Annotated in this window: 24 protein-coding genes; 16 read left to right on the top strand and 8 right to left on the bottom strand. The window is 57.5% G+C overall.

Translation table 11 applies throughout. The features are described 5' to 3' along the window. Positions 1–10 precede the first annotated feature (10 nt). Positions 11–1,126 carry a phosphoserine transaminase gene (gene serC / locus F5897_RS06565; protein WP_183304931.1) on the bottom strand — a complete coding sequence of 372 codons (1,116 nt, stop codon included), beginning with the start codon at positions 1,124–1,126 and terminating at the stop codon, positions 11–13. 97 nt (positions 1,127–1,223) lie between these two features. On the opposite strand from serC, the gene F5897_RS06560 reads away from it, so the two are divergent. From F5897_RS06560 to F5897_RS06535, 6 genes are all read left to right on the top strand, one after another. Further along, complete coding sequence (locus F5897_RS06560) at positions 1,224–1,919, top strand: iron-dependent transcriptional repressor DtxR (RefSeq protein ID WP_124824994.1); 696 nt, start codon at positions 1,224–1,226, stop codon at positions 1,917–1,919. A gap of 95 nt (positions 1,920–2,014) precedes the next feature. Further along, a complete protein-coding gene (locus F5897_RS06555; protein ID WP_183304930.1) occupies positions 2,015–2,728 on the top strand; it encodes an NlpC/P60 family protein in 714 nt (237 codons plus the stop codon). A 316-nt stretch (positions 2,729–3,044) separates the two neighbouring features. Beyond that, a complete protein-coding gene (gene rplK / locus F5897_RS06550) occupies positions 3,045–3,470 on the top strand; it encodes a 50S ribosomal protein L11 (RefSeq protein WP_124824996.1) in 426 nt (141 codons plus the stop codon). Positions 3,471–3,485: 15 nt separating this feature from the next. Beyond that, positions 3,486–4,175, top strand: a complete 690-nt coding sequence (gene rplA, locus F5897_RS06545; RefSeq protein ID WP_124824997.1) for a 50S ribosomal protein L1 — start codon at positions 3,486–3,488, stop codon at positions 4,173–4,175. 125 nt (positions 4,176–4,300) lie between these two features. Further along, the gene (gene tpx / locus F5897_RS06540) at positions 4,301–4,798 is read left to right on the top strand and encodes a thiol peroxidase (RefSeq protein ID WP_124824998.1); all 498 of its coding nucleotides are present in this window, start codon (positions 4,301–4,303) and stop codon (positions 4,796–4,798) included. A 145-nt stretch (positions 4,799–4,943) separates the two neighbouring features. After that, entirely contained in the window at positions 4,944–5,492 is a 549-nt protein-coding gene (locus F5897_RS06535) for a hypothetical protein (RefSeq protein ID WP_183304929.1), read from the top strand. Positions 5,493–5,568: 76 nt separating this feature from the next. Here F5897_RS06535 and F5897_RS06530 read toward each other — a convergent pair whose 3' ends face one another. Then, positions 5,569–7,008: an MFS transporter gene (locus F5897_RS06530; RefSeq protein WP_246332275.1), complete on the bottom strand. Its 1,440-nt coding sequence runs from the start codon at positions 7,006–7,008 to the stop codon at positions 5,569–5,571. Positions 7,009–7,027: 19 nt separating this feature from the next. Further along, positions 7,028–8,407 carry a M20/M25/M40 family metallo-hydrolase gene (locus F5897_RS06525; protein ID WP_183304928.1) on the bottom strand — a complete coding sequence of 460 codons (1,380 nt, stop codon included), beginning with the start codon at positions 8,405–8,407 and terminating at the stop codon, positions 7,028–7,030. A 139-nt stretch (positions 8,408–8,546) separates the two neighbouring features. Between F5897_RS06525 and typA the strand changes: the two genes are divergently transcribed. The 6 genes from typA (at position 8,547) to F5897_RS06495 (ending at position 16,743) form a co-directional block, all read left to right on the top strand. After that, complete coding sequence (gene typA / locus F5897_RS06520) at positions 8,547–10,451, top strand: translational GTPase TypA (protein WP_124825001.1); 1,905 nt, start codon at positions 8,547–8,549, stop codon at positions 10,449–10,451. Positions 10,452–10,475: 24 nt separating this feature from the next. Continuing rightward, the gene (gene argF, locus F5897_RS06515; protein WP_183304927.1) at positions 10,476–11,408 is read left to right on the top strand and encodes an ornithine carbamoyltransferase; all 933 of its coding nucleotides are present in this window, start codon (positions 10,476–10,478) and stop codon (positions 11,406–11,408) included. Between the two features lie 13 nt (positions 11,409–11,421). After that, entirely contained in the window at positions 11,422–12,855 is a 1,434-nt protein-coding gene (gene argH, locus F5897_RS06510) for an argininosuccinate lyase (protein ID WP_183304926.1), read from the top strand. 149 nt (positions 12,856–13,004) lie between these two features. Beyond that, a complete protein-coding gene (locus tag F5897_RS06505) occupies positions 13,005–14,513 on the top strand; it encodes a CoA-acylating methylmalonate-semialdehyde dehydrogenase (protein ID WP_124825004.1) in 1,509 nt (502 codons plus the stop codon). Positions 14,514–14,738: 225 nt separating this feature from the next. After that, complete coding sequence (locus F5897_RS06500; RefSeq protein WP_183304925.1) at positions 14,739–16,208, top strand: sugar porter family MFS transporter; 1,470 nt, start codon at positions 14,739–14,741, stop codon at positions 16,206–16,208. Positions 16,209–16,308: 100 nt separating this feature from the next. Continuing rightward, the gene (locus F5897_RS06495; protein ID WP_124825006.1) at positions 16,309–16,743 is read left to right on the top strand and encodes a DUF4870 domain-containing protein; all 435 of its coding nucleotides are present in this window, start codon (positions 16,309–16,311) and stop codon (positions 16,741–16,743) included. A 63-nt stretch (positions 16,744–16,806) separates the two neighbouring features. On the opposite strand, the gene F5897_RS06490 is transcribed toward F5897_RS06495, so the two are convergent. The 4 genes from F5897_RS06490 to F5897_RS06475 all read right to left on the bottom strand — a co-directional run bounded on the left by F5897_RS06490 (position 16,807) and on the right by F5897_RS06475 (position 20,986). Further along, positions 16,807–17,931, bottom strand: a complete 1,125-nt coding sequence (locus tag F5897_RS06490) for a hypothetical protein (protein WP_183304924.1) — start codon at positions 17,929–17,931, stop codon at positions 16,807–16,809. 12 nt (positions 17,932–17,943) lie between these two features. Then, entirely contained in the window at positions 17,944–19,794 is a 1,851-nt protein-coding gene (locus F5897_RS06485; RefSeq protein WP_124825008.1) for an HSP90 family protein, read from the bottom strand. Between the two features lie 135 nt (positions 19,795–19,929). Then, positions 19,930–20,412, bottom strand: coding sequence for a transcription elongation factor GreA (gene greA / locus F5897_RS06480; RefSeq protein ID WP_124825009.1), 483 nt, complete (start codon positions 20,410–20,412; stop codon positions 19,930–19,932). Positions 20,413–20,515: 103 nt separating this feature from the next. Then, positions 20,516–20,986: a DUF4307 domain-containing protein gene (locus F5897_RS06475; protein ID WP_124825010.1), complete on the bottom strand. Its 471-nt coding sequence runs from the start codon at positions 20,984–20,986 to the stop codon at positions 20,516–20,518. An 86-nt stretch (positions 20,987–21,072) separates the two neighbouring features. Between F5897_RS06475 and mca the strand changes: the two genes are divergently transcribed. Continuing rightward, positions 21,073–22,041, top strand: a complete 969-nt coding sequence (gene mca, locus F5897_RS06470) for a mycothiol conjugate amidase Mca (protein WP_183304923.1) — start codon at positions 21,073–21,075, stop codon at positions 22,039–22,041. A gap of 27 nt (positions 22,042–22,068) precedes the next feature. Further along, positions 22,069–22,422 (top strand): hypothetical protein, encoded by a 354-nt coding sequence (locus tag F5897_RS06465; RefSeq protein ID WP_183304922.1) that lies wholly within the window; start codon positions 22,069–22,071, stop codon positions 22,420–22,422. Between the two features lie 47 nt (positions 22,423–22,469). Here the strand turns inward: F5897_RS06465 and trhA are convergent, their stop codons facing one another. After that, positions 22,470–23,261, bottom strand: coding sequence for a PAQR family membrane homeostasis protein TrhA (trhA, locus tag F5897_RS06460; RefSeq protein ID WP_183304920.1), 792 nt, complete (start codon positions 23,259–23,261; stop codon positions 22,470–22,472). A gap of 84 nt (positions 23,262–23,345) precedes the next feature. Here trhA and uppS point away from each other — a divergent pair, with 84 nt between their 5' ends. Continuing rightward, entirely contained in the window at positions 23,346–24,134 is a 789-nt protein-coding gene (uppS, locus tag F5897_RS06455) for a polyprenyl diphosphate synthase (protein ID WP_233574379.1), read from the top strand. A 92-nt stretch (positions 24,135–24,226) separates the two neighbouring features. Continuing rightward, positions 24,227–25,048, top strand: coding sequence for an SDR family NAD(P)-dependent oxidoreductase (locus F5897_RS06450; protein WP_183304919.1), 822 nt, complete (start codon positions 24,227–24,229; stop codon positions 25,046–25,048). Positions 25,049–25,138 lie beyond the last annotated feature (90 nt).

The following is a 25,138-nucleotide window of genomic DNA, read 5'->3' as shown; positions in this document are numbered from 1 at the left end:
GTTTCCAAAACTACAGTTTGGAGATAACGTAGTCTAGCGCCCGCGTCAGCTGCGCCACATCCTGCGGGTCAATCGCGGTGAAAGTCGCGATCCGCAACTGATTCCGCCCGAGTTTCCGGTACGGCTCAGTGTCAACGATGCCGTTTGCGCGCAGCGCCTGCGAAATTTTCGTGGCGTCAATGTCATCAGCAAAATCAATGGTGACAACCACCTGCGAGCGGTGCTCGGTCGCGCTCACAAACGGGGTCGCGAAGCTTTGCCGCTCTGCCCAGTCATACAGCAGCCCGGAGGACTCTTTGGTGCGCGCGTCAGCCCACTGCAGGCCGCCGTTTTGCAGCATCCACCGTAGCTGCTCATCCATCAACGCCAGAGTTGCTAGCGCCGGGGTGTTGAGGGTTTGATGCTTGGCGGAGTTATCAACCGCGCCCGCGAGGTTGAGGGTCTCCGGAATGTAACGCCCAGAGCCGGTGACCTCGGTGATACGCTCCAGGGCTGCTGGAGAAACCAGCGCAAACCAAATGCCGCCGTCGCTGGCAAAGTTTTTTTGCGGCGAGAAATAGTAAACGTCTGTTGCTGCCGCGTCAAAATCGATGCCGCCAGCCGCGCTTGTCGCGTCGACCACGGTGAGCGCGGTGTCGGCCGAGCCGATCCGCCGCACCGGACTCATCACACCGGTAGAAGTTTCGTTGTGCGGATAGGCGTAAACGTCGATGCCGTCGACCGCTTCGCACGCGGCAAAACCACCCGGCTGAGCAGCCATAATTTGTGGATCAGCCAAGAACGGTGCCTGCTTCGCCGCGGTCGCAAATTTTGCGCCGAACTCACCGAAGCTGGCATGCTGGCTCTGGGTGCGGATCAGTGAGTGCACCGCGCTGTCCCAGAAAGTGGTGGCGCCGCCGTTAGCGAGCAGAATTTCGTACCCGGAAGGTGCCTTGAACAGCTCCAGGAGCTGCTGTTGCACACTCTGCACCAGGTTTTTTACCGGTGCTTGACGGTGTGAGGTGCCGAGCACCTGCGGCTGCAGGGAGTTTAAGAAGTTAAGCTGTGCGGTGCGAACTTTTGAGGGGCCACACCCAAAGCGGCCATCAGCGGGTAGCAGGTCTTGCGGGATAGAAATTTGCTCCATGGCACAAGTTTACCGGTATTTTCAGATATTGCGGTTGGCATTTCAGGCTAGGCTAGGATTAGTGTTTAAAGCTGACGATAGCGAAACGAGGGTAAACGTGACTGATCTCATCGATACCACTGAAATGTATTTGCGCACTATTCTGGAGCTCGAAGAAGAGGCGGTTACTCCGTTGCGCGCACGAATTTCGGAGCGCCTCGGGCATTCCGGCCCGACTGTGTCGCAGACTGTGGCGAGGATGGAGCGTGACGGCCTGGTTGTGGTGTCGGATGATCGGCATTTGGAGCTCACGCCTGAGGGTCGCGAAAAAGCCGTGCAGGTGATGCGTAAGCATCGGCTCGCGGAGCGCTTGCTGCACGACGTTATCGGGCTTGAGTGGGAGTATGTGCACGATGAGGCATGCCGCTGGGAGCACGTTATGAGTGAGCGAGTCGAGAAGCGAATCTTGGAGCTGCTGGAGCAGCCAACCAAGTCGCCTTACGGCAACCCGATTCCGGGGCTGGGGGAGCTCGGGGTGAAGCTGCGCGGTTCTTTCACAATGCCGGTGGTGTCGGTCGCAGCCGTCTTTACAGAAACAGCGGTGCCGGAGTTTGAGGCTGAGATTGCACAGCTGGCGGAGCCTGCCCAGGTTGATGCCGAACAGCTGAAGCTGTTCAGTGAGGTGGGGTTGCTCCCCGGCAAAAAAGCGAAGTTTAGTAAACTCCCAGGAAAATTTTTTGTGACCACCGCGAGCGGTGAGAAGCTAGAGATTTCTAAGGAAACAGCCTCGCACATTTTTGTAATAGAGCCGTAACCTTCAAGTGCTGCTTCAAGCCTCAACGTGACATTTCCGTTACATTGGTCTAGAGTAGTTTTAATAATTGTGACCGAGCCTGCAGAAAGCTGAGCATGAAATTCACTCCAAGCACTGAAATCACAGTTGTAAATACAGTTGCCGCGCCTCGTCGTGCCAAGACCCTGCGTGTTTTCGCCTCAGCGGCGCTCGCAGCGGGCCTGACCTCCACCGTTGCACTTCCTGCATACGCAGTGCCGGCTGAGGGTGAACTTGATCCAATTTCATATGCCGCACGCACCGGGAAAGTGCAGGCTATCGACGCTGCTGATTACTTCACCGAGCAGCCACTGGCTTCACTGGAGCTGGAATACATCGCTCCTGCGGCCACCACCCCGGTAACTGAAACTGCTGCGGGTGGGCAGACCGCTGCAACCGCTGGCCGCAGCGCGAACGCTGTTGATATCCCAGCCGGCGTTGGCGGTTCAGGCGTGATGGCAGCTGCTCTCGCGCAGCTCGGCGTTGCGCAGGACTGCACCGACCTAGTGCAGAACAGCCTTGCAGCTGTGGGTGTTACCAAGCGTCGTGATCAGGGCGGTTATGACCTTGGCACGGGCGTATGGGATTACACCGGTTTTGGGCAGCAGGTTTCACTTGACGCACTTGCTCCAGGCGATGTGTTGATTTACGGTAACGCTTCTTCGGGTACTCACGTTGCAATTTACATCGGCAACGGTCAGGCAGTGCACGGCGGTTACAGCAACAACACCGTGATTGCTAGCCACGACGGCGTTGGTATTCCGCTGACCGCGGCAGTGCGCATCGGTTAATTTAGCGCAGGTCGCTGATGCTAGTGAGACTAGTCCGAGCGGCGGGTAGCTGAGCTTAATTAGCTCGTGCAGCCACTAAATCAGCTGTTGCGTTTAAAAGCAAATTTAAGATTTGTGCCGGGTTTGTCGCCTTAGCGACATCCCGGCACAAACTGTTTTCGGGCCCCTGGGCAGCGCCTTGCCTGCGGCCAGAAAATCATGTAAAGTTAGAGAGTTGTCTGTGGTGCGCTTTGCAGCTGTGCCCGTGACAAATTACCACGGCTGGAAATCCTAGCCGGTGGGAGAGACCGTCAGGTTTCGATCGAAAGGAACAAAAATGGCAGCCAAGAAGGTTGTGGGTCTGATTAAGCTTCAGATCCCTGCAGGCGCTGCTAACCCAGCACCTCCGGTAGGTCCAGCACTGGGTCAGCACGGCGTCAACATCATGGAATTCTGCAAGGCTTACAACGCAGCGACTGAAGCTCAGCGCGGCAACGTGATTCCTGTAGAAATCAGCGTTTACGAAGACCGTTCATTCACCTTCGTACTGAAGACTCCACCAGCAGCTGAAATGCTGAAGAAGGCAGCTGGTGTACAGAAGGGCTCAAGCACCCCGCACACCGTAAAGGTTGGCAAGGTGACTCGTGACCAGATCCGTCAGATCGCAGAGACTAAGATGCCAGATCTTAACGCAAACGATCTCGACGCAGCAGAATTGATCATCGCGGGCACCGCCCGCTCAATGGGCCTCACGGTCGAATAAGGAGGGGCGTAAATTATGGCTCAGAAGTCTAAGGCATACCGCGCCGCCGCCGCTAAGATCGAGGCTGGCAAACTCTACACCCCAGCTGAGGCTGTAGCTCTCGCACGTGAGACCGGCTCAGCTAAAACTGACAGCACCGTTGAGGTGGCTGTAAAGCTCGGTGTTGATCCACGTAAAGCAGACCAGATGGTGCGCGGCACCGTTAGCCTGCCGCACGGCACTGGTAAAACCGCTCGCGTGATTGTTTTCGCAATCGGCCCAGCAGCAGAAGCAGCTCTGGCTGCGGGCGCTGACGAGGTTGGCGGCGACGAGCTGATCGAGAAGGTAGCTGCCGGCTACACCGACTTCGACTCAGCAGTTGCAACCCCAGACATGATGGGTAAAGTTGGTCGTCTCGGTAAGGTGCTAGGCCCACGTGGTCTGATGCCAAACCCAAAGACCGGCACCGTTACCCCGGATGCAGCAAAAGCTGTAACCGACATTAAGGGTGGTAAGATTGAGTTCCGTGTAGACAAGCACGCAAACGTACACTTCATCGTTGGTAAAGCATCATTTACCGCGGAGCAGCTGACTGACAACATCAGCGCAGCGCTGGAAGAGATCGTACGTTTGAAGCCTGCTTCAGCAAAGGGTAAGTACGTGCTGAAGGGTGCGGTTTCAACCACCTTCGGTCCGGGCATCCCACTGGATGTAAACTCCTTCTAAACCACGGTTTAGCCACAGCCGCCGGCCAGCATTTGGTCGGCGGCTGTGCTTTTTAGCGGCACCCGTCGCAACAGCGGTCATAAACTCCCCACCAACTTTTAATGACCGCAGGATAGGATATAAATATGACTGAGATTACCCTTCGAGGCACCACTGTCCACACCAGCGCCGCATTGCCTGCGGTGGGAGAAACCGCGCCAGCAGCAACTCTGGTTGATACCTCACTGGCAGAGGTGAGCACCGCAAGTTTCGCTGGCAAACGCGTAATCTACAACATTTTCCCGAGCATCGACACCGGTATCTGCGCGGCCAGCGTGCGCCACTTTAATCAGGAGGCAGCCGCGCTAGAGAACACCGTGGTGGTCTGCGTCTCACGTGACCTGCCATTTGCGCTGGCACGTTTCTGCGGCGCAGAGGGCATCGAAAACGTCATCACGTTGTCAGATTTCCGCCGCGGCTTCGGTGCCGCATACGGCGTCGATATGATTGACGGCGGCCTGAGCGAGCTGCTTAGCCGCGCGATTGTGGTAGTAGACGAAAACGGCACCGTTATTTACACTGAGCAGGTGCCAGAAATCGGTCAAGAGCCAGACTATGCCGCAGCGCTTGCCGCGTTGCAGTAAGAACCGCCGCGGGGCGATCCACACATAAATTATCGCGGTCAGCGCCACAGCCACGGTGCTAACTGCGGTCACAGGCGGCAAACGGCACGGCAACAGCAATAGCCGGGCAGCGACAGCACAGCAGAGAGCAAGAGGTGGTGCGAGAATGACTGGAACAAATAGCGAAACGAACTACGGCAAAGCACATTTCCTACCGTGGATTGTGGTCGGAGTGATTGCGATTATAGCGCTGGTGGGAGCAACGGTTTTCGTGAACCAGTTCAAAGCCGCGCAAAACAGCCCCGAAACTGTGACAACAGCCGCCGAGAACAGCGAGCCTAGCAACGGTCAGACAACCACCACGACTCCGAACCAGAGCAGCGCCGAGCAGCAGATTAGCGCCGCTGTGCCGCAGGTTAGTGTTGGCGAGACCTACACCCTCGACATCACCCAGTGGGAGAAAAAATTTGAGGTTTCTAATAAGCTGCGCGGGCTGCGTTACGAACTGGTTGAGGGCGACACTAAAGCCGTGCTGAGCATCGCGCTGGTTGAAGAGCTACCAGAGAGCTGCGCCGCAATGCGGGAGCAGTTCGGGTTTAAACGTGACGGTGACAAGTTTGAGGTGTTTAAGCCGGCCACTGTGTGTGCCGCAGCTCCAGAGCTTTACAATGAAATCTGGGGGCTGCTGGAAGCCGCGGTAAAAACCGCGCACTGATGCCGGTGCGGCTGCTTGAAGCATGCAGCAGGAAGGGGCTTTGCCCCACGCACAGTGTTTGCGGCGGTTAAGCCGCTTACAGCGCCCGCTTTGGCACAATCAACAGCAGACACAGCGCCGCAACCAGCGCTGAGAGGCCGCAGATTGTCCACACTGTGAGATAGCCGGAGAGCGACCCTGCAGAGCCAGCAGCTCCCTGCAGCAGCGCAATCCCAAAAACACAGGAGGCAACTGCGCCGCCCACGGTTTTAACCGAGTTCGTGAGACCGGTTGCCACCCCTGTCTGCGTTTGCGGGGCCGCCGCAGCGGCAGCCGCCGGCAGCGCTGCAACCAGCATGCCGGATCCAACCCCTGCAAGCATCATGTTCAGCAAAGTTTGCGTGTAAGTATCGTGGAAAGGCAAAAACAGCAAATAGGCACAGCCGACAATAAAGGCGGCCAGCGTCAAAGCGTTTTTAGCGCCCCACCACCTCCGAATTAACGGGAACAGCAGCGCCCCCACCGCCATCATCAAAACGTAAACACCAATCAGCAGCGATACCGTAAAACCCTTCGCGCCGAGCCCATAACCGTAGACCGCAGGGTCAGTGCGTGCAAAAGTAGACAGCGGTGCCTGCGCGCCCAAAACGCTCATGCCGAATAGGCCGGCGGTTAAAAACAGCGGCCACAGCGCCGGATTGCGAAACATTCTGACGTCGATTAGTGGATCTGCGTGCCGCAGCGCGTGGCGCACAAAAGGAACCAGCACAACCAGGCCAGCAACCACCGCCAGCGCCGCGTAACCCACCAGCGCCGGAACTCGGAACATGCTCAGCCCGCCTGTGAGACACAAGAGCGCGAGCGACAGCAGCACCAGTCCGCGGGAATCAAACGCCGCGCGCTGCGTGGTTGCGTGTGCGGTTGCGTGCTCGGCTGTGTACCAAGCCCCGAGCTGCGTCCGGTCGCGCACGAAGAACAACACCGCCAGTGTGCACAAAACCACCGCAACCGCCGGAATCACCAAAACCAGCTGCAGCGGGAAAGCGTCAATCAGCGCACCTCCGGCAAGCGCCCCGCAAATCGCCCCGACCTCAAGGAAACACACCAGAATCCCGGCAGCCTTCGCAGTTTGCGCCTTACTCGTCGGGCTATCAGCGGCCCGCGCCCACACCAGCGCAATCTCCAGCGGCAACCACACGGTGTAGACACCCTGCAGTGTCCACGCGGCAAGAAACAGCCACCAGTTACCGGCAAACACCAGCGCCAGCGAAGCCGCAGCGGTCAGAGCCGTGCTTAACAACAGCATTTTGGCGTGGCCGACTCTGTCACCGAGCTTCGCAAACAGGGGCACCATCAGTGCCGAAAACATCAGCTGTGAGCCCTCCAACCAGTTCACGTCAGCGTCATGCACACCAAAATGCTGCGCCACATCTGTCAGCAGCGGAATATAGTACCCCTGCAAGATCCCGCTCACAAACTCCACTACGGCCAGCGCGCCAATAATGCCTGCCATGCTCTTTTTCATGTTCTGCGCCATGCTCTCAGTCTCTCTCCGGTCACTTCTGGGCGTTATCAATGTGCTCGCTAAGCGCGGATTGTGCTCCCGGCAGTGCCCTGAGCAATAGCTTCCAGAAAGCAACGCCCTCCTGCAGAGCGCTCACTGCAACCTTCTCACCCACACCGTGAATGCTCTCACGCTGAGCCACCGACATCTGCAGTGGTGCGAAACGATACACCGCGGGAGTGAAGCGATGCCAGTGCCGGCTATCGGTATTGGCGAGCATAATATAAGGCGCCGCCAGCGTGCCCGGCCACACCTTAGCAACCGTTTCGGCCACTAACTGCCACTGCGGGCTTGCGGTGCTGGCAAGCTCGGTTGGCTCTTCACCATAAACCGTTGTAATTGTAATTTGTGGATCAGCCACCACGCGTTTTAAATACCGCGCAGTTGCGGCAACACTGCTACCCGGAGCAATTCGGCAATTGACAGTAACCTCTGCGCTCGGGGCAATCACGTTATCTGCAACGCCCGCCTGAAAACCAGTAACCGCAACCGTGGTGCGCACCAGAGCCGCGCTCTCCCCGCCGCGCGTCGCCAGCGCTGCCGCAGTAACTTTCGGATGGGTGGTGAGCGCCTGCAACAGGTGGCGTTGCTGCCTTGGTGCTTGGGCGGCGAACAGCCGCAGCATCTGCATTAGCGTGTGCGGTGCCCGTGCCGGGAAATGCTGCTTCTCCAGCCTGGTCACAGCACGCGCCATCCGCCCTAGGGTCGAAGGAGTGGTCGGTGCCGAAGCATGTCCGCCCTTGCCGCGCAGCCGCAGCTTGAAAGTGGCGATGCCTTTTTCACCAACGCCAATCATGGCAGCCGGCACGGGTAACCCCGGCAAGGGCTGATCCACCACCGCACCGCCCTCATCAATCACCAGGTACGGCACCTGACCCGTCTCGCGCCACGCAGTGGCAAGGTTTTTCGCGGTGATACCCTGCACCTCTTCGTCACTGCCAAGCGCAAACAGAATATCGCGCGGTGGTTGAAACCCCGCCGCGGCAAGTTGCTCTGCAGCCTCCAACAGCACTACCAGCGGGCCCTTGTCGTCGAGCGCGCCACGGCCATGCACAAAACCATCCCTGATAGCGCCGCTAAAAGGCTCTGGGTCAGCGTCGCTCGACGGAGCTGGTACCACATCATAGTGCGCCATTAAAACCACTGGAGCAAGCTCGGCATCAGCGCCGCGCCACAGCAGTTGTAGCGGTAGCTGCGCTGCGGTGTCGTGCGACACCTCACAAACCTCATGCAGTCGTGGAAAAAGCTGCGCCAGTGCAGTATCGAAAGCCGCAAAAGCAGCGTCGTGGAGCTTTTGCTGGGCGGCATCAGCTGCAGGCGCCGAAACGGTTTGCAGCTGAATCAAACTGCTGAGCTTCTGTGCTGTATCCATAGCAAAACTATAGCGATAATCACGAAACCGCCAAAGTAATGCTGGAATTTCTTTTGTTTCCGGCGTTTTCAGGAGGTCTGAGCGCTGCTAAAATAGATACCTAAGTTTAATTGCAAAAGCAGCAGAATATGAGGAAATTATGGCGCTCGCCACCCGCGAAGATTTACGCAACGTAGCTATCGTAGCTCACGTAGACCACGGTAAAACCACTCTGGTAGACGCGATGCTGAAACAGACAGGCAGCTTTGACGCGCACACCGAGGTCGATGATCGGGTGATGGATTCCAACGACCTGGAGCGCGAAAAAGGCATTACCATTCTGGCGAAAAATACGGCGATTGCCTACTCTGGAGCACACGCGGCAGGGGGTGCCGTTACCATTAACGTGGTAGACACCCCCGGACACGCTGACTTTGGTGGCGAAGTGGAGCGGGCGCTGAGCATGGTTGACGGCGTGGTGCTGCTAGTTGATGCCTCAGAGGGGCCGCTGCCGCAGACCCGCTTCGTGCTGCGCAAAGCACTGGAGGCGCGGCTGCCGGTGATTCTCGCGGTTAACAAAACTGACCGTCCAGACGCCCGCATTGCCGCAGTTGAGAGCGAAGCTCAGGACTTGCTGCTGGGGCTCGCGAGTGACCTGCACGAAGACAACCCCGACATTGACGTAGACGCGGTGCTGGACGTGCCAACAGTGTACCTCTCCGGCCGTGCCGGCGCTGCCAGCCACGACCGTCCGGTTGACGGTGAGCTGCCAAACAATGACAACCTGGAGCCGCTTTTCGAGGCGATTTTGAAGCACGTGCCAGCGCCGAGTTACGACGATGAGCACCCGCTGCAGGCGCATGTCACCAACCTTGACTCGTCACCGTTCCTGGGCCGAATCGCGCTGCTGCGTGTGCATCACGGCACTATCCGCAAAGGTGAAACCGTGGCGTGGGTGAAGCACGACGGGGCCGTACAGAATGTGCGGATCACAGAGCTTTTGCTGACCAAAGCGCTGACCCGGTACCCGGCTGAGCAGGCCGGTCCGGGTGATATTGTCGCAATCGCCGGCATTGAAGACATCACCATCGGTGAAACTATTGCCGACAGCGAAGATGTGCGCCCGCTGCCGGTAATCACGGTTGATGATCCAGCAATCTCGATGACCATCGGTGCCAACACTTCGCCGCTTGTAGGTAAAGTTAAGGGTCACAAACTCACCGCGCGTATGATTAAAGACCGCTTAGACCGCGAGCTTATCGGTAACGTGTCTATTAAGGTGCTTGATTCTGGCCGCCCTGACGCCTGGGAGGTGCAGGGCCGCGGGGAGCTGGCACTGGCGATTCTGGTTGAAAACATGCGCCGTGAAGGTTTTGAGCTGACCGTGGGTAAACCACAGGTTGTGACCAAAATGATTGACGGGGTGCTGCATGAGCCATTCGAGCACCTCACCATTGACACCCCGGAAGAGCATCTCGGCGCCATCACCCAGCTGCTGGCGGCGCGCAAGGGACGCATGGAAGGTATGGCAAATCACGGCACCGGTTGGGTGCGGATGGAGTTCGTGGTGCCATCCCGCGGTCTCATCGGTTTCCGCTCAGAGTTTATGACAACCACCCGCGGCACCGGTATCGCGAACGCGATCTCACACGGCTACGGTGAATGGGCTGGGCAGATTACTACTCGCCAGAACGGCTCAATCGTGGCAGACCGTGCCGGCGTCGCAACCCCGTTTGCGATTATGAACCTGCAGGAGCGCATGACATTCTTTGTGCAGCCAGGCGAAGAGGTTTACGAGGGTATGGTTGTTGGTGAAAACTCTCGCCAGGATGATATGGAAGTGAATATCACCAAGGAGAAGAAGCTCACCAACATGCGTTCGGCAACCGCCGATGTATTCGAAAGCATGACTCCGCCGCGCACCCTCACCCTAGAAGAGTGTCTAGAGTTCGCGCGGGAGGATGAGTGCGTGGAGGTAACTCCCGAAACCGTGCGCATCCGGAAAGTAGAGCTGGATGCAAACGAGCGCAAAAAACTAGCTAATAAGCTGAAACAGCAGAGTTAGCCTGATCCCCTCAGGAGGGCAGCCATGGTAAGACACTTTCTGCGAGACGACGATCTTACAACCGCGGAACAGCAGCAAGTGCTTAAGCTTGCGGCTGCCCTGAAAGCAGACCGTTACGGCGGCTCAAAACCCCTTGCCGGGCCGCGCACCGCGATTGTGATGTTTGATAAAACCTCCACGCGGACCCGGCTTAGCTTTGCCGCGGGCATCGCCGAGTTGGGCGGCGAACCACTCATTATCAACCCGGGTGAGGCGCAGCTCGGCGCGAAAGAGAGCATCGCCGACACCGCCCGGGTGTTCTCGCGGATGGCAAGCCTGGTGGTGTGGCGCACTGACTCACAGCAGGCAGTTGTGGAGATGGCAGAACACAGCAGCATCCCGGTTATTAACGCCCTCACGGATGATTTTCATCCTTGCCAGATTCTCGCTGACCTGCTCACTATTATGGAACACAAGGGGCAGCTGGCGGGGCTAACCGCCGCTTATCTCGGCGACACTGCCAACAACATGGCTAACTCATATCTGCTGGGGTTGGCGACGGCGGGAATGCACGTGCGGCTCGCCGGCCCGGCAGCGTACCAGCCAGCGCCGGCAGTGCTGCAGCGCGCCACGGAAATCGCCCGTGGCGCGGGCGGCAGCATCGCTGTGGGGGTGGATCCAGCCGCCGCAATTTCGGGAGCAGACGTGGTCATCACTGATACCTGGGTTTCGATGGGTCAGGAGGCAGAAAAAGCAGCCCGAGTCAAAGCTTTTACCCCCTATCAGGTCACCGCGGAGCTGATGCGGCAAGCGCAGCCGGACGCGATTTTTATGCATTGCCTCCCCGCGTACCGCGGATATGAGGTTGCCGCGGATGTGATTGACGGCCCCCAATCAGTGATTTGGGACGAAGCTGAAAACCGTTTGCACGCCCAAAAAGCGTTAATGACTTGGTTGCTGGAACACACAGAAAACTAGACGAGGTGCGCACATGCAAGAGCAAAAAACACAGCAGGGTAACCGTGCCGGAGAAGCTGGAGCGCTGTGGGGCGGGCGTTTTGCCAGCGGCCCCGCGCCCGAATTGGTGGCGCTCAGCCGCTCCACTCATTTCGACTGGGAGTTGGCGCCGTACGACATTCGTGGGTCACAGGCACACGCAAAAGCTCTGCACGCGGCAGGATACCTCAGTGACGCTGAGCTGATCCAGATGCAACAGGCGCTGGGAGAGCTTTTGGAGCGAGTGATAAACGGTACTTTCGTGCCGCAGCCCAGCGACGAAGATGTGCACTCGGCGCTGGAGCGCGGGCTGACCGAGATTGCCGGCGCACAGCTCGGCGGCAAACTACGTGCCGGACGCAGCCGCAATGATCAGATTGCCACCTTTATTAGGATGTATTTGCTCGACAACAGCGATATCCTGCAGGAGATGCTGCTCGATCTTGCAACCGCGATTGCGGCGCAGGCGGAGGCATATCCAGACGCGATTTTGCCGGGTCGCACCCACTTGCAGTCTGCACAGCCGGTGTTGCTGGCGCACCAGCTTGCAGCTCACGCGTGGCCGCTGCTGCGCGATGTGGAGCGGTTACAGGATTGGCGCAAACGCGCTTGGCGTTCGCCATACGGTGGCGGGGCACTGGCAGGGTCTTCACTGGGGTTGGATCCGCAGCTGGTAGCGGCTGAACTTGGCCTCGGTAAGCCACTGGAAAATTCAATTGATGGCACTGCTGCAAGGGATGTGGTCAGCGAGTTTGCCTATATTGCGGCGCAGATTGCGGTGGATTTGTCACGTTTTGCCGAGGAAATTATTATTTGGAACACCGCGGAGTTTGGTTTTATTAAGCTGCACGATGGTTACTCCACCGGATCCTCGATTATGCCGCAGAAAAAGAACCCCGATATTGCTGAGTTGGCGCGAGGGAAGGCAGGGCGGCTCATCGGCAATCTGAGTGGGTTGCTAGCTACCTTTAAGGCGCTGGCACTGGCGTACAACCGAGATTTGCAAGAGGATAAAGAGCCGGTGTTTGACTCTGTGAAACAGCTGCAGGTGCTGCTGCCTGCGTTTACTGGGATGGTCGCCACGGCGAGTTTTGACACTGCAAAGATGGCTGCTGCCGCGCCACGTGGTTTCTCACTCGCAACCGATGTGGCGGAGTGGTTGGTGAAGCAGTCTGTTGTGTTCCGTGATGCACATGAGATTTCCGGAGAGCTGGTTGCCTACTGCGAATCGCGTGGGTTGGAGCTGCACGAGGCGAGTGACGCAGAGCTGGCAGAGATTAGCCCGCATCTCACCCCAGCAGTGCGTGAAGTGCTCACAATTCAAGGCTCGGTTAACAGCCGTACCGGACTAGGTGGCACCTCGAGTACCCGGGTTGCAGAGCAGTTGCAGCTCCTGCACACGCAAATTGCTGCTGCACGGCAACGGTAAGCCTTGACCTTGGATGCAGAGTATTGATTGGGCCAGGAAGATGATGGTGCGTTTCTAAATTGTTCTCCAAACTGTGATGTTTTGGGCGCTGAATTGTGCCATAGTAGTAACTAAAGATTTATTCGGCACAGAACATCGAAGGAGAAACAATGAGTGCTGTTCCGGTTATTCCGCACTGGATTGACGGCCGTGAGAAGCAGGGCACTAGCGGTAACTTTGCACCTGTATACAACCCTGCCACTGGCGATGAAATTGCACGGGTGCAGCTTGCCACCCAGGAGGAGCTGGTAGCGGCGATTGCTTCAGCTCGTGCCGGGTTTAAAACCTGGAGCAAACTCAGCATCGCGCGGCGACAGGCAGTGCTGTTTAACTTCCGTGAACTGCTCAACGCGCGCAAGGCAGAGCTGGCCGCGATTATTACTCGCGAGCACGGCAAAGTGCTGTCTGATGCTATGGGTGAGATTCTGCGTGGGCAAGAGGTTGTGGAGCTCGCCTGCGGGTTTCCGCATCTGGTGAAAGGCGCCTATTCAGAGAATGCTTCAACCGGGATTGACGTTTACAGCTTGAAACAGCCGCTTGGTGTAGCAGGCATTATCAGCCCATTTAACTTCCCAGTGATGGTGCCGATGTGGTTCTTCCCGATTGCGCTCGCTGCCGGCAATGCGGTGATTGTGAAGCCTTCGGAAAAAAACCCTTCTGCTTCTATCTGGATTGCGCGCCTGCTGCAAGAAGCCGGGCTGCCTGACGGGGTTTTCACCGTGGTAAACGGCGACAAAATCGCGGTTGATGAACTGCTAACTAACCCTGATGTGGCCTCTATCTCATTTGTGGGTTCCACGCCTATCGCGCAGTACATTTACGAAACTGCCGCGCGGCACGGCAAGCGAGTGCAGGCACTGGGCGGTGCCAAAAACCACATGTTGGTGCTGCCGGATGCCGATCTTGACCTCGCAGCTGATGCAGCGATTAACGCCGGCTACGGTGCGGCCGGTGAACGTTGTATGGCGATTTCAGTGGTTTTGGCACTTGACACCATCGCCGATGAGCTGGTTGCAAAAATTAAGGAGCGCATCGGCTCGCTGAAGATTGGTGACGGAGCAGCGGAGGTGGAGCCAGATATGGGGCCGCTGATCACTGCGGCGCACCGTGATAAGGTAGCCAGCTACGTGGAAATTGCGGAGGCTGATGGCGCTGATGTGGTTGTTGACGGTCGTAACCTGCAAGTGCCAGGTTGTGAGGGCGGTTTCTTCCTCGGCCCAACCTTGCTCGACAACGTGCCAACCACCAGCCGCGCTTACACCGAGGAGATTTTCGGTCCGGTGCTAAGCGTGGTGCGGGTTTCCAGTTTCGACGAGGGTGTTAGCCTTATCAACTCTGGAATGTTCGGTAATGGCACCGCTATCTTCACCAATGATGGTGGCGCTGCACGACGCTTCCAGCATGAGATTGAAGTGGGCATGATCGGCATTAACGTTCCGATTCCTGTCCCGGTTGCCTATCACTCCTTCGGTGGGTGGAAGAACTCGCTTTTCGGTGATGCCAAGGCGTATGGGGTGCAGGGCTTTGATTTCTTTACTAGAGAGAAAGCAATCACCAGCCGTTGGCTTGACCCTGCGCTACACGGGGGGATCAACCTAGGCTTTCCACAGAACGACTAAGTTATGTGATTGGTAAGCGGCAGTGCTAGCTGTCGGCTGCGGGCCGGGATGCTGCGGGTGGCGCGGTGTTCCGGCCCGTTACTTTACCGTGAGTGTTTTGTAAGTGCGGGTGTTCAGGTTAGCTCATGCTTTTAACGCCGGGTGTTTTGAAGGCAGAAAATCTGGGAATAAAAAAGAGCAGGATTTTGTTGCAGCTAGCAGCATATTTACAACCAGGGAGAAAATATGACTGTGAAGGCTGCAGCTGGAGCTTCCACCGTGGCGGCATTGCCGCCGCTCACTAAAGGGTCGCAACACCGTCGCCTCGGCGTTGTCGCAGGAGTTGCCACCATCGGCGGCTTGCTCTTTGGCTATGACACCGGCGTGATTAACGGTGCCGAGAGGCCGCTGCAGGCAGAGCTGGCGCTGAGTGATTTGCAAGTCGGTCTGGTGATTAGCTCTCTGGCTTTTGCTGCCGCCATCGGGGCTCTGGTGTGTGGCAAGCTTGCCGATCGCTTCGGCCGGAAATACACCATCATTCTGTTGTCGCTCCTGTTTTTCGCAGGCACGATGCTGGTGGTTTTCTCACCGGGAGGTGAAACCTACGGCGCTTTCAGCCAAGCTGGTTTGGCGACAATTGTCGTCGGTCGGGCCCTGTTGGGATTTGCGGTCGGCGGAGTTTCTGTGGTGGTGCCAATCTATCTGGCGGAGTTGTCTCCCTACGAGATTCGGGGTTCGCTTTCTGGGCGAAATGAGTTGATGATCGTGGTAGGGCAGATGCTCGCCTTCATTATTAACGCGATTATTGCTGAGGTTGTGGGGCTTAATACTCCGGGGCTGTGGCGTCTTATGTTCCTGGTCTCCGCGGTGCCCGCTGCGGCACTGTTTGTCGGGATGCTGCGTATGCCCGAGTCCCCGCGGTGGCTAGTGGAGCGTGGTGACGATAAAATCGCGCTGCAGGTTTTGCGCACCGTGCGTTCTCGTGAACGCGCTGTTGCGGAGCTTGCGGAAATAAAAACTGCGGTAGAAAGTCAACGGTTAGCCCAAACTACGCGGCAGCGTCCAGGTGTGGCCGTGGTGCTACGCAATCCCCAGCTGCTGGGAATTTTAGGTTTGGCTGCGGTGCTTGGGGTGGCGCAGCAGTTCACCGGAGTGAACGCCATCATGTATTATGGGCAGCGGCTGCTGAAGGAATCCGGTTTTAGCGAGGAGATGCTCGGTTGGGTTAATATCGCTCCTGGTGTAATTTCGGTCGTCACCGGCATTGTTGCGCTGTTAATTATGGATCGCATCGGGCGTCGCACCAACTTTATGTATGGCTACGGGCTTACCGCGGTGGCGCACATCTTCATCGCGGTTGCGATGCTGCTGCTGTTCCCGGAGCCGAGCCTAACTCGCGGATGGGTTTTCCTGACCCTTGTGCTGCTGATGATCGGATCGATTCAGCTGTTTTTGAATCTTGCAACATGGGTTTATCTCTCTGAGATTTTCCCGCTGCAGTGGCGCGGCCTTGGTATGGGGTTAGCGGTGCTGGTGCTCTGGTTGGCAAACGCCACTCTCGGTCTTTTGGTACCAACTCTGGTGGCGGCAGTGGGGATGGGAATCTTCGCCATTTTTGCGGTCATTAACATCGCGTCGTGGCTTTTCGTGACGCGGTTCGTGCGTGAGACCAGGGGCAAGAGCTTGGAGCAGTTAGAACAGGTGGCTGCGCATTAGGTAAACTATCTAGCCGCTAGTTTGAGCAGTGGTCAGCAGTCTATACACACAGAAATTTCCTGTTAAAAGGTTATAAAATGAGCAGTGTCGAAAGGAAAAAATGTCTGCCAACGCCCAATACGCTGCGCCACAGTACGCCCAGCCTGAGGTTACTGCTGAAGAGCGCACTTGGTCATTAGCTTCGCACTTGAGCATTCTGGTGGGGTTGCTTCTGTCAGCCGGCCTCTTGATGTGGATTCCGGCTTTGGTCATCTATCTGATGAAGAAAGACGAGAGCTGGTTTGTGCGGGAGCATAGCTCAGGCTCTTTGAATTTTGCCCTAAATATGCTGGTATGGCAGCTCATTGGCGGGCTCCTAGTGGTGCTTGGTATAATTTTTCTAGTCTTGGTTGTGCCGTTGGTGTTCTTAATCGTAGGCGGTCTGATACTGCTTGCCAGCTACCTGATGTCAATTATTTTCCCGGTGATGGCCGCGATTGCTGCTAACAATGGTAAACCGTACAAGTATCCGCTAACTCTTAACCTGATCAAGTAGTTAGCTCGTAAACCGGGGGTTGCAGTGCAGGCACTGCAACCCCCGGTTTACGGTTTTAACACACTAGACCTGGTTTCTAAACTCAGTCATATCAGGTAGTAGCGCTGAAGCCGGCTGTGCATTCAGGGCACATGCTAGTTGCTCCGCGAAGAAAGTGTTGCCGTTACGGGCATCGAAAACACTTGCTAACTCCTGCGCTGTCGCGGCAGCCCAGTCACGCAGCGCCCCCAAAGTAGCGAGCTCCGGTTCACGATATGAAGTTGCTGTGGCGGGATCCACACCACCTGCTAGAAGCGCGGAAATAGCGGCAATAATGTGGATCCGGGAGCGGAACGCATCGATAGTGCTCAGCTCCTGTTGCCGCCGCGGGGTTTTGTTAAAGCCAGCCAGGCGTAGACACTCCAACACCTCTGGTAATGCGCCGCCGCGGCCCAATGCCTCGATGAGGCAGCCGTGAGCCTGTGGACGATCGTTGCTGCCGTGTGCAGAGTTTGCGGTGGCCTCCCCGAGCAGCATGTGTTGCGCTGCCTGCTCTGGATGGCCCAGCATGAGTTCAGCCAACATCAGCTGGAAGTGAGTGTTACTGGGCTCAATGTTGCAGCTGAAAGTTTGTGTGCTCCCGAGGGTCACCGCATCTTCCCACCGCTGCTGCGACAAGAAGAAGCTTAATTGCGTGCCTATAACGCAAGCTGGACACTCGTTAAACTCATCTTCCGGGGTCGCCAGCCACTGCTTGCGAAGCTCCTCAGCGTTTGGCTGCCCGGTTTTGAACGCGCACTCAAAGCGTGCTACTCGCGGCGCCATCAGGCCGTAGCCTGCAAGCCGGAAGCGCCGCTCCATGTCGTCGAGAAACGCTTCGATTTGACGCATCGAAATATTGACATAGTTGCTAATTTCGCCGGCAATCCATTTGAACTGCCAAAACATGGTTTTTTCGTCGTTGCTGTCAAACAGCTCTGGAGATTTTTCCCATAGTTGCAGCTGCCGCGCAAAAACCGTGAACGCCTTGTGGGCCTCTCCGCCAAAGGTGTATGCCTCGGTTAACTCCGCATAAACCAGTGGCAGATTCTGTCTCTCATTGCTCGTCAGCACATCCTGCAGTAGCGCTTCGCATAGCGCAATGCGAGCCGGGCCGTAGGGAGTGTCCTGAATCTCGCGAAACTTAGTGATGAACTCAAATGGGCTCATACGGTGCCTCCCTTAGCTGGCGCGATCATCGAGAGCTGCTTGCAGCAGCTGGTGTAGGGCTGCGCTGAGAGCCGCGGTTTCGGCGTGATGCAGACCCTCCCCGGTCAGCGCAATCGCAGAAATATAAAGCGTGGTGAGGCCAGCAGCAAAAATTTCTGAGTCGTCACTGCCAAGCAACTGCTGCACAACCGCGGCGTTATCGTTCAACACCAGCGTGCGGGTTTTGCTCTCGTGTGTGTCGAAAGAATTGAGTAAACCTTCCCACATATCCGCGGCGGTATCAGTTCCCTCATCCTGGTCCCACAGGGCATGAAAGTCACGTTCCCGATCCTGCAGCAGAATTGCCGGCAGCGTCGGCGGCTCAAAGGCGCGCAGCAGCACATCACAATCCTGGGACTCCAACAGGAAACGGGCCTGCGTCAACTGCGCCGCGGTAGCCATTTCTCGCTCTACCGGCGGGGTTGTCAGTGCGGCCGTAAGATCCTCGGCTGCCAGTTCCCGAAGCTGCCAACCGAGCTCCGTCTGTAGTTTTCCGATGAGCAGATTGTCGTAGGCGTAGCCAGCATTAAGCACAATCAAATCGGCTGCCCGTGCCACCGTTGCACTGCGCTTAAAGTCTTTAATGCGAGAGGTGTAAAGCAGCTGTCCGCCGCTGAGGCGCTCCGCTTCGCGCAGGGTCAGGGCGCCTGCGGTGGTCTCGTAGGGGAGCGTGTCTACGATTAGCTCCAGCATCTCGTCATCCTGCGCCGCGACCGCACGCATTGCGAGATTGTGAATCTCTAGAAACTCCATCACTTCCGGGGTGATGTGCTGCAGTTGTTCGCGCATCCAGTTTTTAATGATTGTGCCAATCGCTTCTCGCGCCAGCGCTAGCCGATTGTCGTCGTGCAGCTGTTCACGGCTCGCGGTTGGGCTGAGGCTGTCGGTGTCGAGGATCGCCCGCACAAAGAAAGCCCATTCCGGGAGCAGGTTGTCGATGTTGGTGCCGAGCAGCATCCGCTTTAGGTACACCGTATGCTGCCCAGACCCCGGCGACACTGCCTGCGGCAACACAAACGCAACACCGCTGATGCCGAGCGTCGGCACTGAAATGTCAATCGTTCCGAGCGGGGCAAAACCAAACATCTCAACCGCGTAGTCCTGCAATGCTAAGTTGCGTTCAGCTGCCGTAGCATAGGCAGTCTGCCAGGGTACGTTATTGCGGGTGAGACGCTCCCAGAGCAGCGGATGTGCGCCGTCTTTAACCGCGAATAAAACCGGTAACGGCAGCAGCTCACCATAGTTTTGTGCCAGGTTCAAGACTGTTTCCGGGCTGACCCAGTTTTGTGCGTCAACACGGGCAGTGAGCCGCACCATTGAACCGCCCTCCCGAATTGCCTCCGGAATCTCGGCGCTGGTGGTTTCGGTCACTGTGAAGGTGCCCTGGGCGTTGCCAACCCACACAATCGGTGCGGGCTGCGGCTGCCCGGCAGTGACCCGCGCCTGCGAAATCACGGTCACCGAGTCAGCAATCATAAATGTCGCCAGCAGTCCGATGCCGAATTGCCCCAAAAATTCTGCGCGACCAAAACCCAGTTCGGTATCGCGCTTTGATGACTTGCCAATCGTCGCCAGCAGCTCCCGCGCCTGCGAGGAGCTGAGCCCCACTCCGGTGTCGGTGACTTCAATCGTGCCGGTCGCGGGATCCACCATAATGCGAATCTCCGCGGGCGTTAGCGGGTCAACCTGATGCGCCGCGGTAATCGCGTCAATCCCGTTTTGCAGCAGCTCTCGAATATAGACCTGCGGCCCCGAATATAGGTGCCGTGAAAGCAAATTAACGAGACCAGATAAATCAACTTGAAATTTTTCGTTTGCAGTCACTGCGGTACTTCCGTTGCGCTTTTCAATTTAGGACTGGGGTGGATCGCTGCGGTCGCGCCGCCGCACGGCAAGCAGCAACCCGCACTAGCGCACACCTGTGGGCGGCATGCGCTATGGGACTAGCAGCGGTAGCGACTAGTCGTTGAAGGTTTCAACCTGCAGCACCTTTACCGGAATCTGTTTCCCGTTCGGCGCCTCATAGGTGGTTTCCTCTCCGATGCGCAGCCCCAAAATAGCTGTGCCCAGTGGGCTTTCCGGGCTGTAAACCTCAAGCTCGGTGCCCTCGCCGATTTCGCGACTGCCGAGCAGGAACTTTTCTGCATCGCCAAAAATCTCGGCGGTGATAACAGTGCCAACCTCAACAACTCCGGTGCTTTCCGGCGCTTCAGTCACAACAGCGTGTTTTAGCAGTTCTTCGAGGTCGCGAATGCGGGCTTCCATTTTGCCCTGCTCATCTTTAGCGGCGTGGTAGCCACCGTTTTCTTTTAGATCTCCCTCTTCGCGTGCCGCCTCGATGCGTGCCGCGATTTCTTTGCGGCCCTCGGTGCTGAGCTGCTCAAGCTCGGCGCGCAGTCGGTCGTATGCGCCTTGTGTCAGCCAGGTAGCGTTTTCAGACATGGGGCTCCGTTCGTACGTATATTGACGTTTAATGATGTTGTGTGTAGTAAAAAACTCCGCGCTGGGTGCGGAGTTGGTTACCGCAATTCTAGCAGCTGCGCCTTTAGGAAGCCACAACCCAGCACTTTGACACAGCTGCAGCTGTTGGCGGCAACGTGGTGCGAAGCGCTACCGTGAGCACCTCCCGAGTGGCGGTGCTTGGCAGGATTTTCACGATTTTGTACCCCACCGGGGCGTGGCTCTCGCTTAAAGCCTCGACGGCGCAGGCCACCTGGAGAGATGGATCAACCCGCGTCACCTCGAAGGTCACCGTGGCGCTGTTGGAGGTTACCTGGTAGCTGAGGTCACTGTAAGAGATACTAGTGACGCTCTGGTTGAACAGCATTGTGCCGATAAAGGAAAGCACCAGCGCGGCGAGTACCCCACCACCGAGCAGCAACGCTAAACGGTCTCCGCGCTGTTTTTTGCCGGCCCCGTAGCGGGTCTGCAACAGCTCGTCATTGCGCACCACAGCACGGGACTGTTGCGGACCGTCTTCAAATGCTTCATCTGAGGCGTGGGTAGCTTTTCTCATCAGACTCTCTACAAAAAAGATTAAACTACTATTGCTAGATTACCCTGGAAAAATTGTTTCCGCCTGAAAGGATGGCAGAGCTTCACATGAGCCTCAGATTATTGGCCGTGCACGCCCACCCCGACGACGAGTCAAGCAAAGGCGCCGGCACCTATGCTTACTATTTAGAGCGCGGCTATGAGGTAATGGTGGTTACCTGCACCGGAGGTGAACAGGGCGAGATTTTAAATCAGCAGGTGGCTGCGGATCCGGCCGCCCAGCGCGATATTGGCGGGTATCGCCGCGGTGAAATGGCGCTGGCCCAGCAACTGATTGGTTTTCAGCATCGCTGGCTGGGGTACCCGGACTCGGGATTGCCGCCTGAAGGCACCCCGGTTGATCCGCTGTCATTCGCGGGGCTGCCGACTGGACCACAGGTTGCGGCACTGCTGCGCATTGTGCGCGATTTTAAGCCGCATGTGCTGGTGACCTACAACGAGAATGGCGGATACCCACACCCGGATCATATTCGCTGTCACGAAATCAGCTATCGTGCTTGGGAGCTCGCCGGCGACCCTAATGCATACCCAGAAACTGGGGCTCCGTGGAAGATTTCAAAACTGTATTACGATGAGATTTTTAACCCCGCGCGAGTTGCTGCGCTGAGTGACTGGGTGCAACAGTATGAGCCGGAGAGCGCACACGCAGCGTATTTGGCGCAGATGCATGAACGGATGGCGGATCGTCCCAACCACGCCACAACCCGCATTAACGTCGCGAAACACTTGGAGATTCGTGATGCGGCGCTACGGGCGCACGCTAGCCAGGTGGAGCCTGAGCACCAGTTCTTCTTTTTGCCGAACCACATTGTGCGCGCCGCCTGGCCCACCGAAGATTTCCGCTTGGCGGCGAGCAGAGTGCCAACCACCACTCCGGAGACTGATTTGTTTGCGGGGATTACGGCGCAGCAAATCGCCGCTGCCGCGACTCCTGCTGCTGCCGCACCTCCCGCCGCTGCCGCAGTGGCGGCGGAGACCGCTGTGGCTGCACCCGGTGCCGCGCCGGCGCAAACCTGAATTACCGCCTAAAATATAAGGAATATGATGACTGTTTTATTGCACACCGCCCTGCAGGCTGAGCTGGTACTAAACGGTGTTTTACGGTTGCAGCCCAACCCTGGAGTGCCGGAGCTTGATCCGGACACTGTCACCAGCGGCCCGCTTGGTTTTGCAATTATTGCGCTGAGTGCGCTCGCAGTAATTGGTTTGAGTTTCCCATTGGTGCGTACCCTGCGACGAATCAGCTATCGGGAGCAGATACGGGCGGAGATTGCGGAGGAGCTGGCGGCGCGAAACACGGGCACGGACGCCACCGACGGGACCGGTACGGTAAGCGGGGCAGCGGCTACAGATGGAGCAAACGCTGAGCCGCAAAACCCGGAGCGTCCCGCAGCATAGGCTACTCGCCGCTGGGGGCGCTTGAGCCGACCATAGCTGAGTTTAAGTTAGCGCAGGTAAAGCGGATCTAAAAGTGCCAATAGCGCGGCTGTCCAATGGCAGAAGAAAGCCGCGACAGTGCAGGCGTGAAACAGCTCATGGAAACCGAAGTATTTGTTGTTGCGCAGAGGCCATTTGAAACCGTAGCATATCGCTCCGATGGTGTAGAGTAGGCCACCGACGGCAACCAGAATCATCGCTGGGACGTTTGCCTGCAGCATCTCGCTGAAGAAGAACAGCGCAGCCCAGCCTAGCCCGACATACAGTGAGACATAGAGCCAGCGTGGTGCGCTGAGCCAAAAAACTCGGAAGATAATTCCCAGCAGCGCTCCACTCCACACGATTGTGAGCAGCAGTGCCGCCCGCGGTAGCGGCAATGCTCCGAGCGCAACGGGAGTGTAGGTGCCGGCAATGAGCAGGAAGATGTTTGCATGGTCGACGCGGCGCAGCGCCTGCTTCACCCGAGGCGACCAGTTAATAATGTGGTACACGGCGCTGTTACCGAATAGCAACACCGAGCAGGCCAAATAGACTGCGGCCCCGGCTTTGGCGATTCCTCCCTGTGCCAGCACAATGAGCACGATGCCGGCTGCAATCGCGAGCGGGGTAGTGCCAGCATGAAGCCAGCCGCGCAGCAGCGGCTTAATGACTGCCGGGGCAGCTTGCACCCTGGTTTCCGCGGCGCCAAGTTGGGCTGCGCTGATAGCAGAGGTGGTGTGTCGCAGCGGAATGCTGGTGAGAGTGAGCTCTTGTGGATCCGCTGCCGCATCCGCAGATTTCGGGTTTTGCTGAGAAGCCATCCTGCCATTGTACTCGGTGTTAGTTGTGGCGTTGGTATGTGTCGTCCAGGTAGCGGCGGGTAATGACACAACTAGAATAGAGATGTGACTAAATTTTCGGCAAAGTTGCAGACTATCGGTATCCTGTATCGGATTTACCAGAACCGCCTGCGGCGTAGTTTGGATCCGGCACGGGTGCCACAGCACATTGCGGTGATTGTAGATGGCAACCGGCGCTGGGCGAGGCTGCGTCAGGAGGAAGCTGCAGCCGTGGGTCACCGTGCCGGAGCTGCAAAGATCCCGGAGTTTTTGGGGTGGTGCGAGGAAGCCGGAGTGAAAACCGTGACGCTTTACCTGCTCTCCACAGACAACCTGAAGGGCCGCGACAGCGCTGAGCTGCAGGCGTTGTTTGACATTATCGCGCAGCTAGCTAACGGTTTGGCGGCGCGGGGTGACTGGCGCATCAAACATATTGGTGATGCCGCGAAACTGCCGCAGCCGCTGGCTGAAACGCTGCAGCGAGTTACCGAAAAGAGCACGATGGCGACCGGACTGCAGGTGAATTTGGCGGTGGGGTACGGCGGACGTAGCGAAATTACTGCCGCGGTTCATGCCGCAATTGAAACCCAGTTGGATGCGGGGTCGAAGCTGGAGGATATCGCTTCTTGGTTGACACCGGAGCTGATTGGTGAGCACCTCTGGACCAGTGGGCAGGTGGATCCTGACCTGATTATCCGCACCTCTGGCGAACAGAGACTGAGTGACTTTATGATTTGGCAGTCGGCACACTCGGAATTTTATTTCGTGGAGGCGCTGTACCCAGATTTACGCGAGGTTGATTTACTGCGCGCACTGCGAGATTATTCGCGCCGAGAGCGCCGCTTTGGCGAGTGAAATTTACCAGCTCGCCGACGCCGACGGCTGCAGCTCGCTGTATAACCGCTGCGTTCCGCGGTTGACACGTACTGCCCAGCTAAGATTTCAGTATGGATTTTAAATTGGCGGATCTGCCCTCCCTTGCCGGGCAAAAAGTACTGATAACCGGGGCAGCCGGGCATCTGGGGCAAGAAATAACGGCGATTTTTGCGGCGCGTGGGGCAGCGGTGGCGGTGCACGCCCGCAAGCTGACGCAGGCTGAGAATACAGTAACGCAGGTACGGCAGCGTGTCGAGCAGCTGCTGCAACTGGAGAGTGCCAAGTCCGATGTAGGAGTTGCATCCGGTGAACTGTATCCGCTTGCTGCTGATTTGGGTACGGCAACTGCAGCGAACACGGCGGTGAATGCCGCAGCTGCGGCGCTCGGGGGGCTAACCGGTGTGATTAACTGCGCCGCGGTGCAGCCAGTGCAAGACTTTGCCGCAATTACCGCTACTGAATGGCAGCACCTGCTTACAGTTAATCTGCAGGCAGCCCATCTCACCACCCAGGCCGCGGCGGGTTTTCTCGCCGGAGGAGGGTGGGTGACACACATTTCTTCAATCGAGGGTGAACGCCCCGCCACTGGGCACGCCCATTACGCGGTGAGTAAAGCCGCTCTCAATATGCACGCCCGGGCCGCGGCGCTGGAGCTCGGGGCTCAGCGAATCCGCGTTAATGCGGTCGCCCCGGGACTAATTCTGCGCCCGGGAATCGCTGCGCAGTGGCCTGCTGGGGTTACCAGCTGGAAGCAGCACGCGCCGCTCGGAGAGCTGGTCACAGCGGCAGAGGTTGCCGCGGCATGCGCCTTTTTAGCGAGCCCGGCGGCACGATCAATCACCGGGCAGGTGCTGGCGGTTGATGCGGGAATGTTGACAACCCCTGGTTGGTAGTGGCGGCGCCGTGAGAGATGCGGCGAGCTACGCTCTGGCAGAGGTGTGCGTCCTGAATGGTAGCTAACGCTCTGAGTTATGGTGACTGTG

The sequence above is a fragment of the Canibacter oris genome, assembly GCF_014197205.1.
GTDB lineage: Bacteria > Actinomycetota > Actinomycetes > Actinomycetales > Microbacteriaceae > Canibacter > Canibacter oris.
Note: the sequence above shows the minus strand (reverse complement) of the source record. Positions and strands in the feature narration are given on the sequence as shown.

What these genes read in the sequence shown, in the direction of transcription:
- serC (WP_183304931.1), bottom strand. Translation starts at nt 1,126, where the DNA reads ATGGAGCAAATTTCTATCCCGCAAGACCTGCTACCCGCTGATGGCCGC.
- F5897_RS06555 (WP_183304930.1), top strand. Translation starts at nt 2,015, where the DNA reads ATGAAATTCACTCCAAGCACTGAAATCACAGTTGTAAATACAGTTGCC.
- rplK (WP_124824996.1), top strand. Translation starts at nt 3,045, where the DNA reads ATGGCAGCCAAGAAGGTTGTGGGTCTGATTAAGCTTCAGATCCCTGCA.
- rplA (WP_124824997.1), top strand. Translation starts at nt 3,486, where the DNA reads ATGGCTCAGAAGTCTAAGGCATACCGCGCCGCCGCCGCTAAGATCGAG.
- tpx (WP_124824998.1), top strand. Translation starts at nt 4,301, where the DNA reads ATGACTGAGATTACCCTTCGAGGCACCACTGTCCACACCAGCGCCGCA.
- F5897_RS06535 (WP_183304929.1), top strand. Translation starts at nt 4,944, where the DNA reads ATGACTGGAACAAATAGCGAAACGAACTACGGCAAAGCACATTTCCTA.
- F5897_RS06530 (WP_246332275.1), bottom strand. Translation starts at nt 7,008, where the DNA reads ATGGCGCAGAACATGAAAAAGAGCATGGCAGGCATTATTGGCGCGCTG.
- F5897_RS06525 (WP_183304928.1), bottom strand. Translation starts at nt 8,407, where the DNA reads ATGGATACAGCACAGAAGCTCAGCAGTTTGATTCAGCTGCAAACCGTT.
- typA (WP_124825001.1), top strand. Translation starts at nt 8,547, where the DNA reads ATGGCGCTCGCCACCCGCGAAGATTTACGCAACGTAGCTATCGTAGCT.
- argF (WP_183304927.1), top strand. Translation starts at nt 10,476, where the DNA reads ATGGTAAGACACTTTCTGCGAGACGACGATCTTACAACCGCGGAACAG.
- argH (WP_183304926.1), top strand. Translation starts at nt 11,422, where the DNA reads ATGCAAGAGCAAAAAACACAGCAGGGTAACCGTGCCGGAGAAGCTGGA.
- F5897_RS06505 (WP_124825004.1), top strand. Translation starts at nt 13,005, where the DNA reads ATGAGTGCTGTTCCGGTTATTCCGCACTGGATTGACGGCCGTGAGAAG.
- F5897_RS06500 (WP_183304925.1), top strand. Translation starts at nt 14,739, where the DNA reads ATGACTGTGAAGGCTGCAGCTGGAGCTTCCACCGTGGCGGCATTGCCG.
- F5897_RS06495 (WP_124825006.1), top strand. Translation starts at nt 16,309, where the DNA reads ATGTCTGCCAACGCCCAATACGCTGCGCCACAGTACGCCCAGCCTGAG.
- F5897_RS06490 (WP_183304924.1), bottom strand. Translation starts at nt 17,931, where the DNA reads ATGAGCCCATTTGAGTTCATCACTAAGTTTCGCGAGATTCAGGACACT.
- greA (WP_124825009.1), bottom strand. Translation starts at nt 20,412, where the DNA reads ATGTCTGAAAACGCTACCTGGCTGACACAAGGCGCATACGACCGACTG.
- F5897_RS06475 (WP_124825010.1), bottom strand. Translation starts at nt 20,986, where the DNA reads ATGAGAAAAGCTACCCACGCCTCAGATGAAGCATTTGAAGACGGTCCG.
- mca (WP_183304923.1), top strand. Translation starts at nt 21,073, where the DNA reads ATGAGCCTCAGATTATTGGCCGTGCACGCCCACCCCGACGACGAGTCA.
- F5897_RS06465 (WP_183304922.1), top strand. Translation starts at nt 22,069, where the DNA reads ATGACTGTTTTATTGCACACCGCCCTGCAGGCTGAGCTGGTACTAAAC.
- trhA (WP_183304920.1), bottom strand. Translation starts at nt 23,261, where the DNA reads ATGGCTTCTCAGCAAAACCCGAAATCTGCGGATGCGGCAGCGGATCCA.
- F5897_RS06450 (WP_183304919.1), top strand. Translation starts at nt 24,227, where the DNA reads ATGGATTTTAAATTGGCGGATCTGCCCTCCCTTGCCGGGCAAAAAGTA.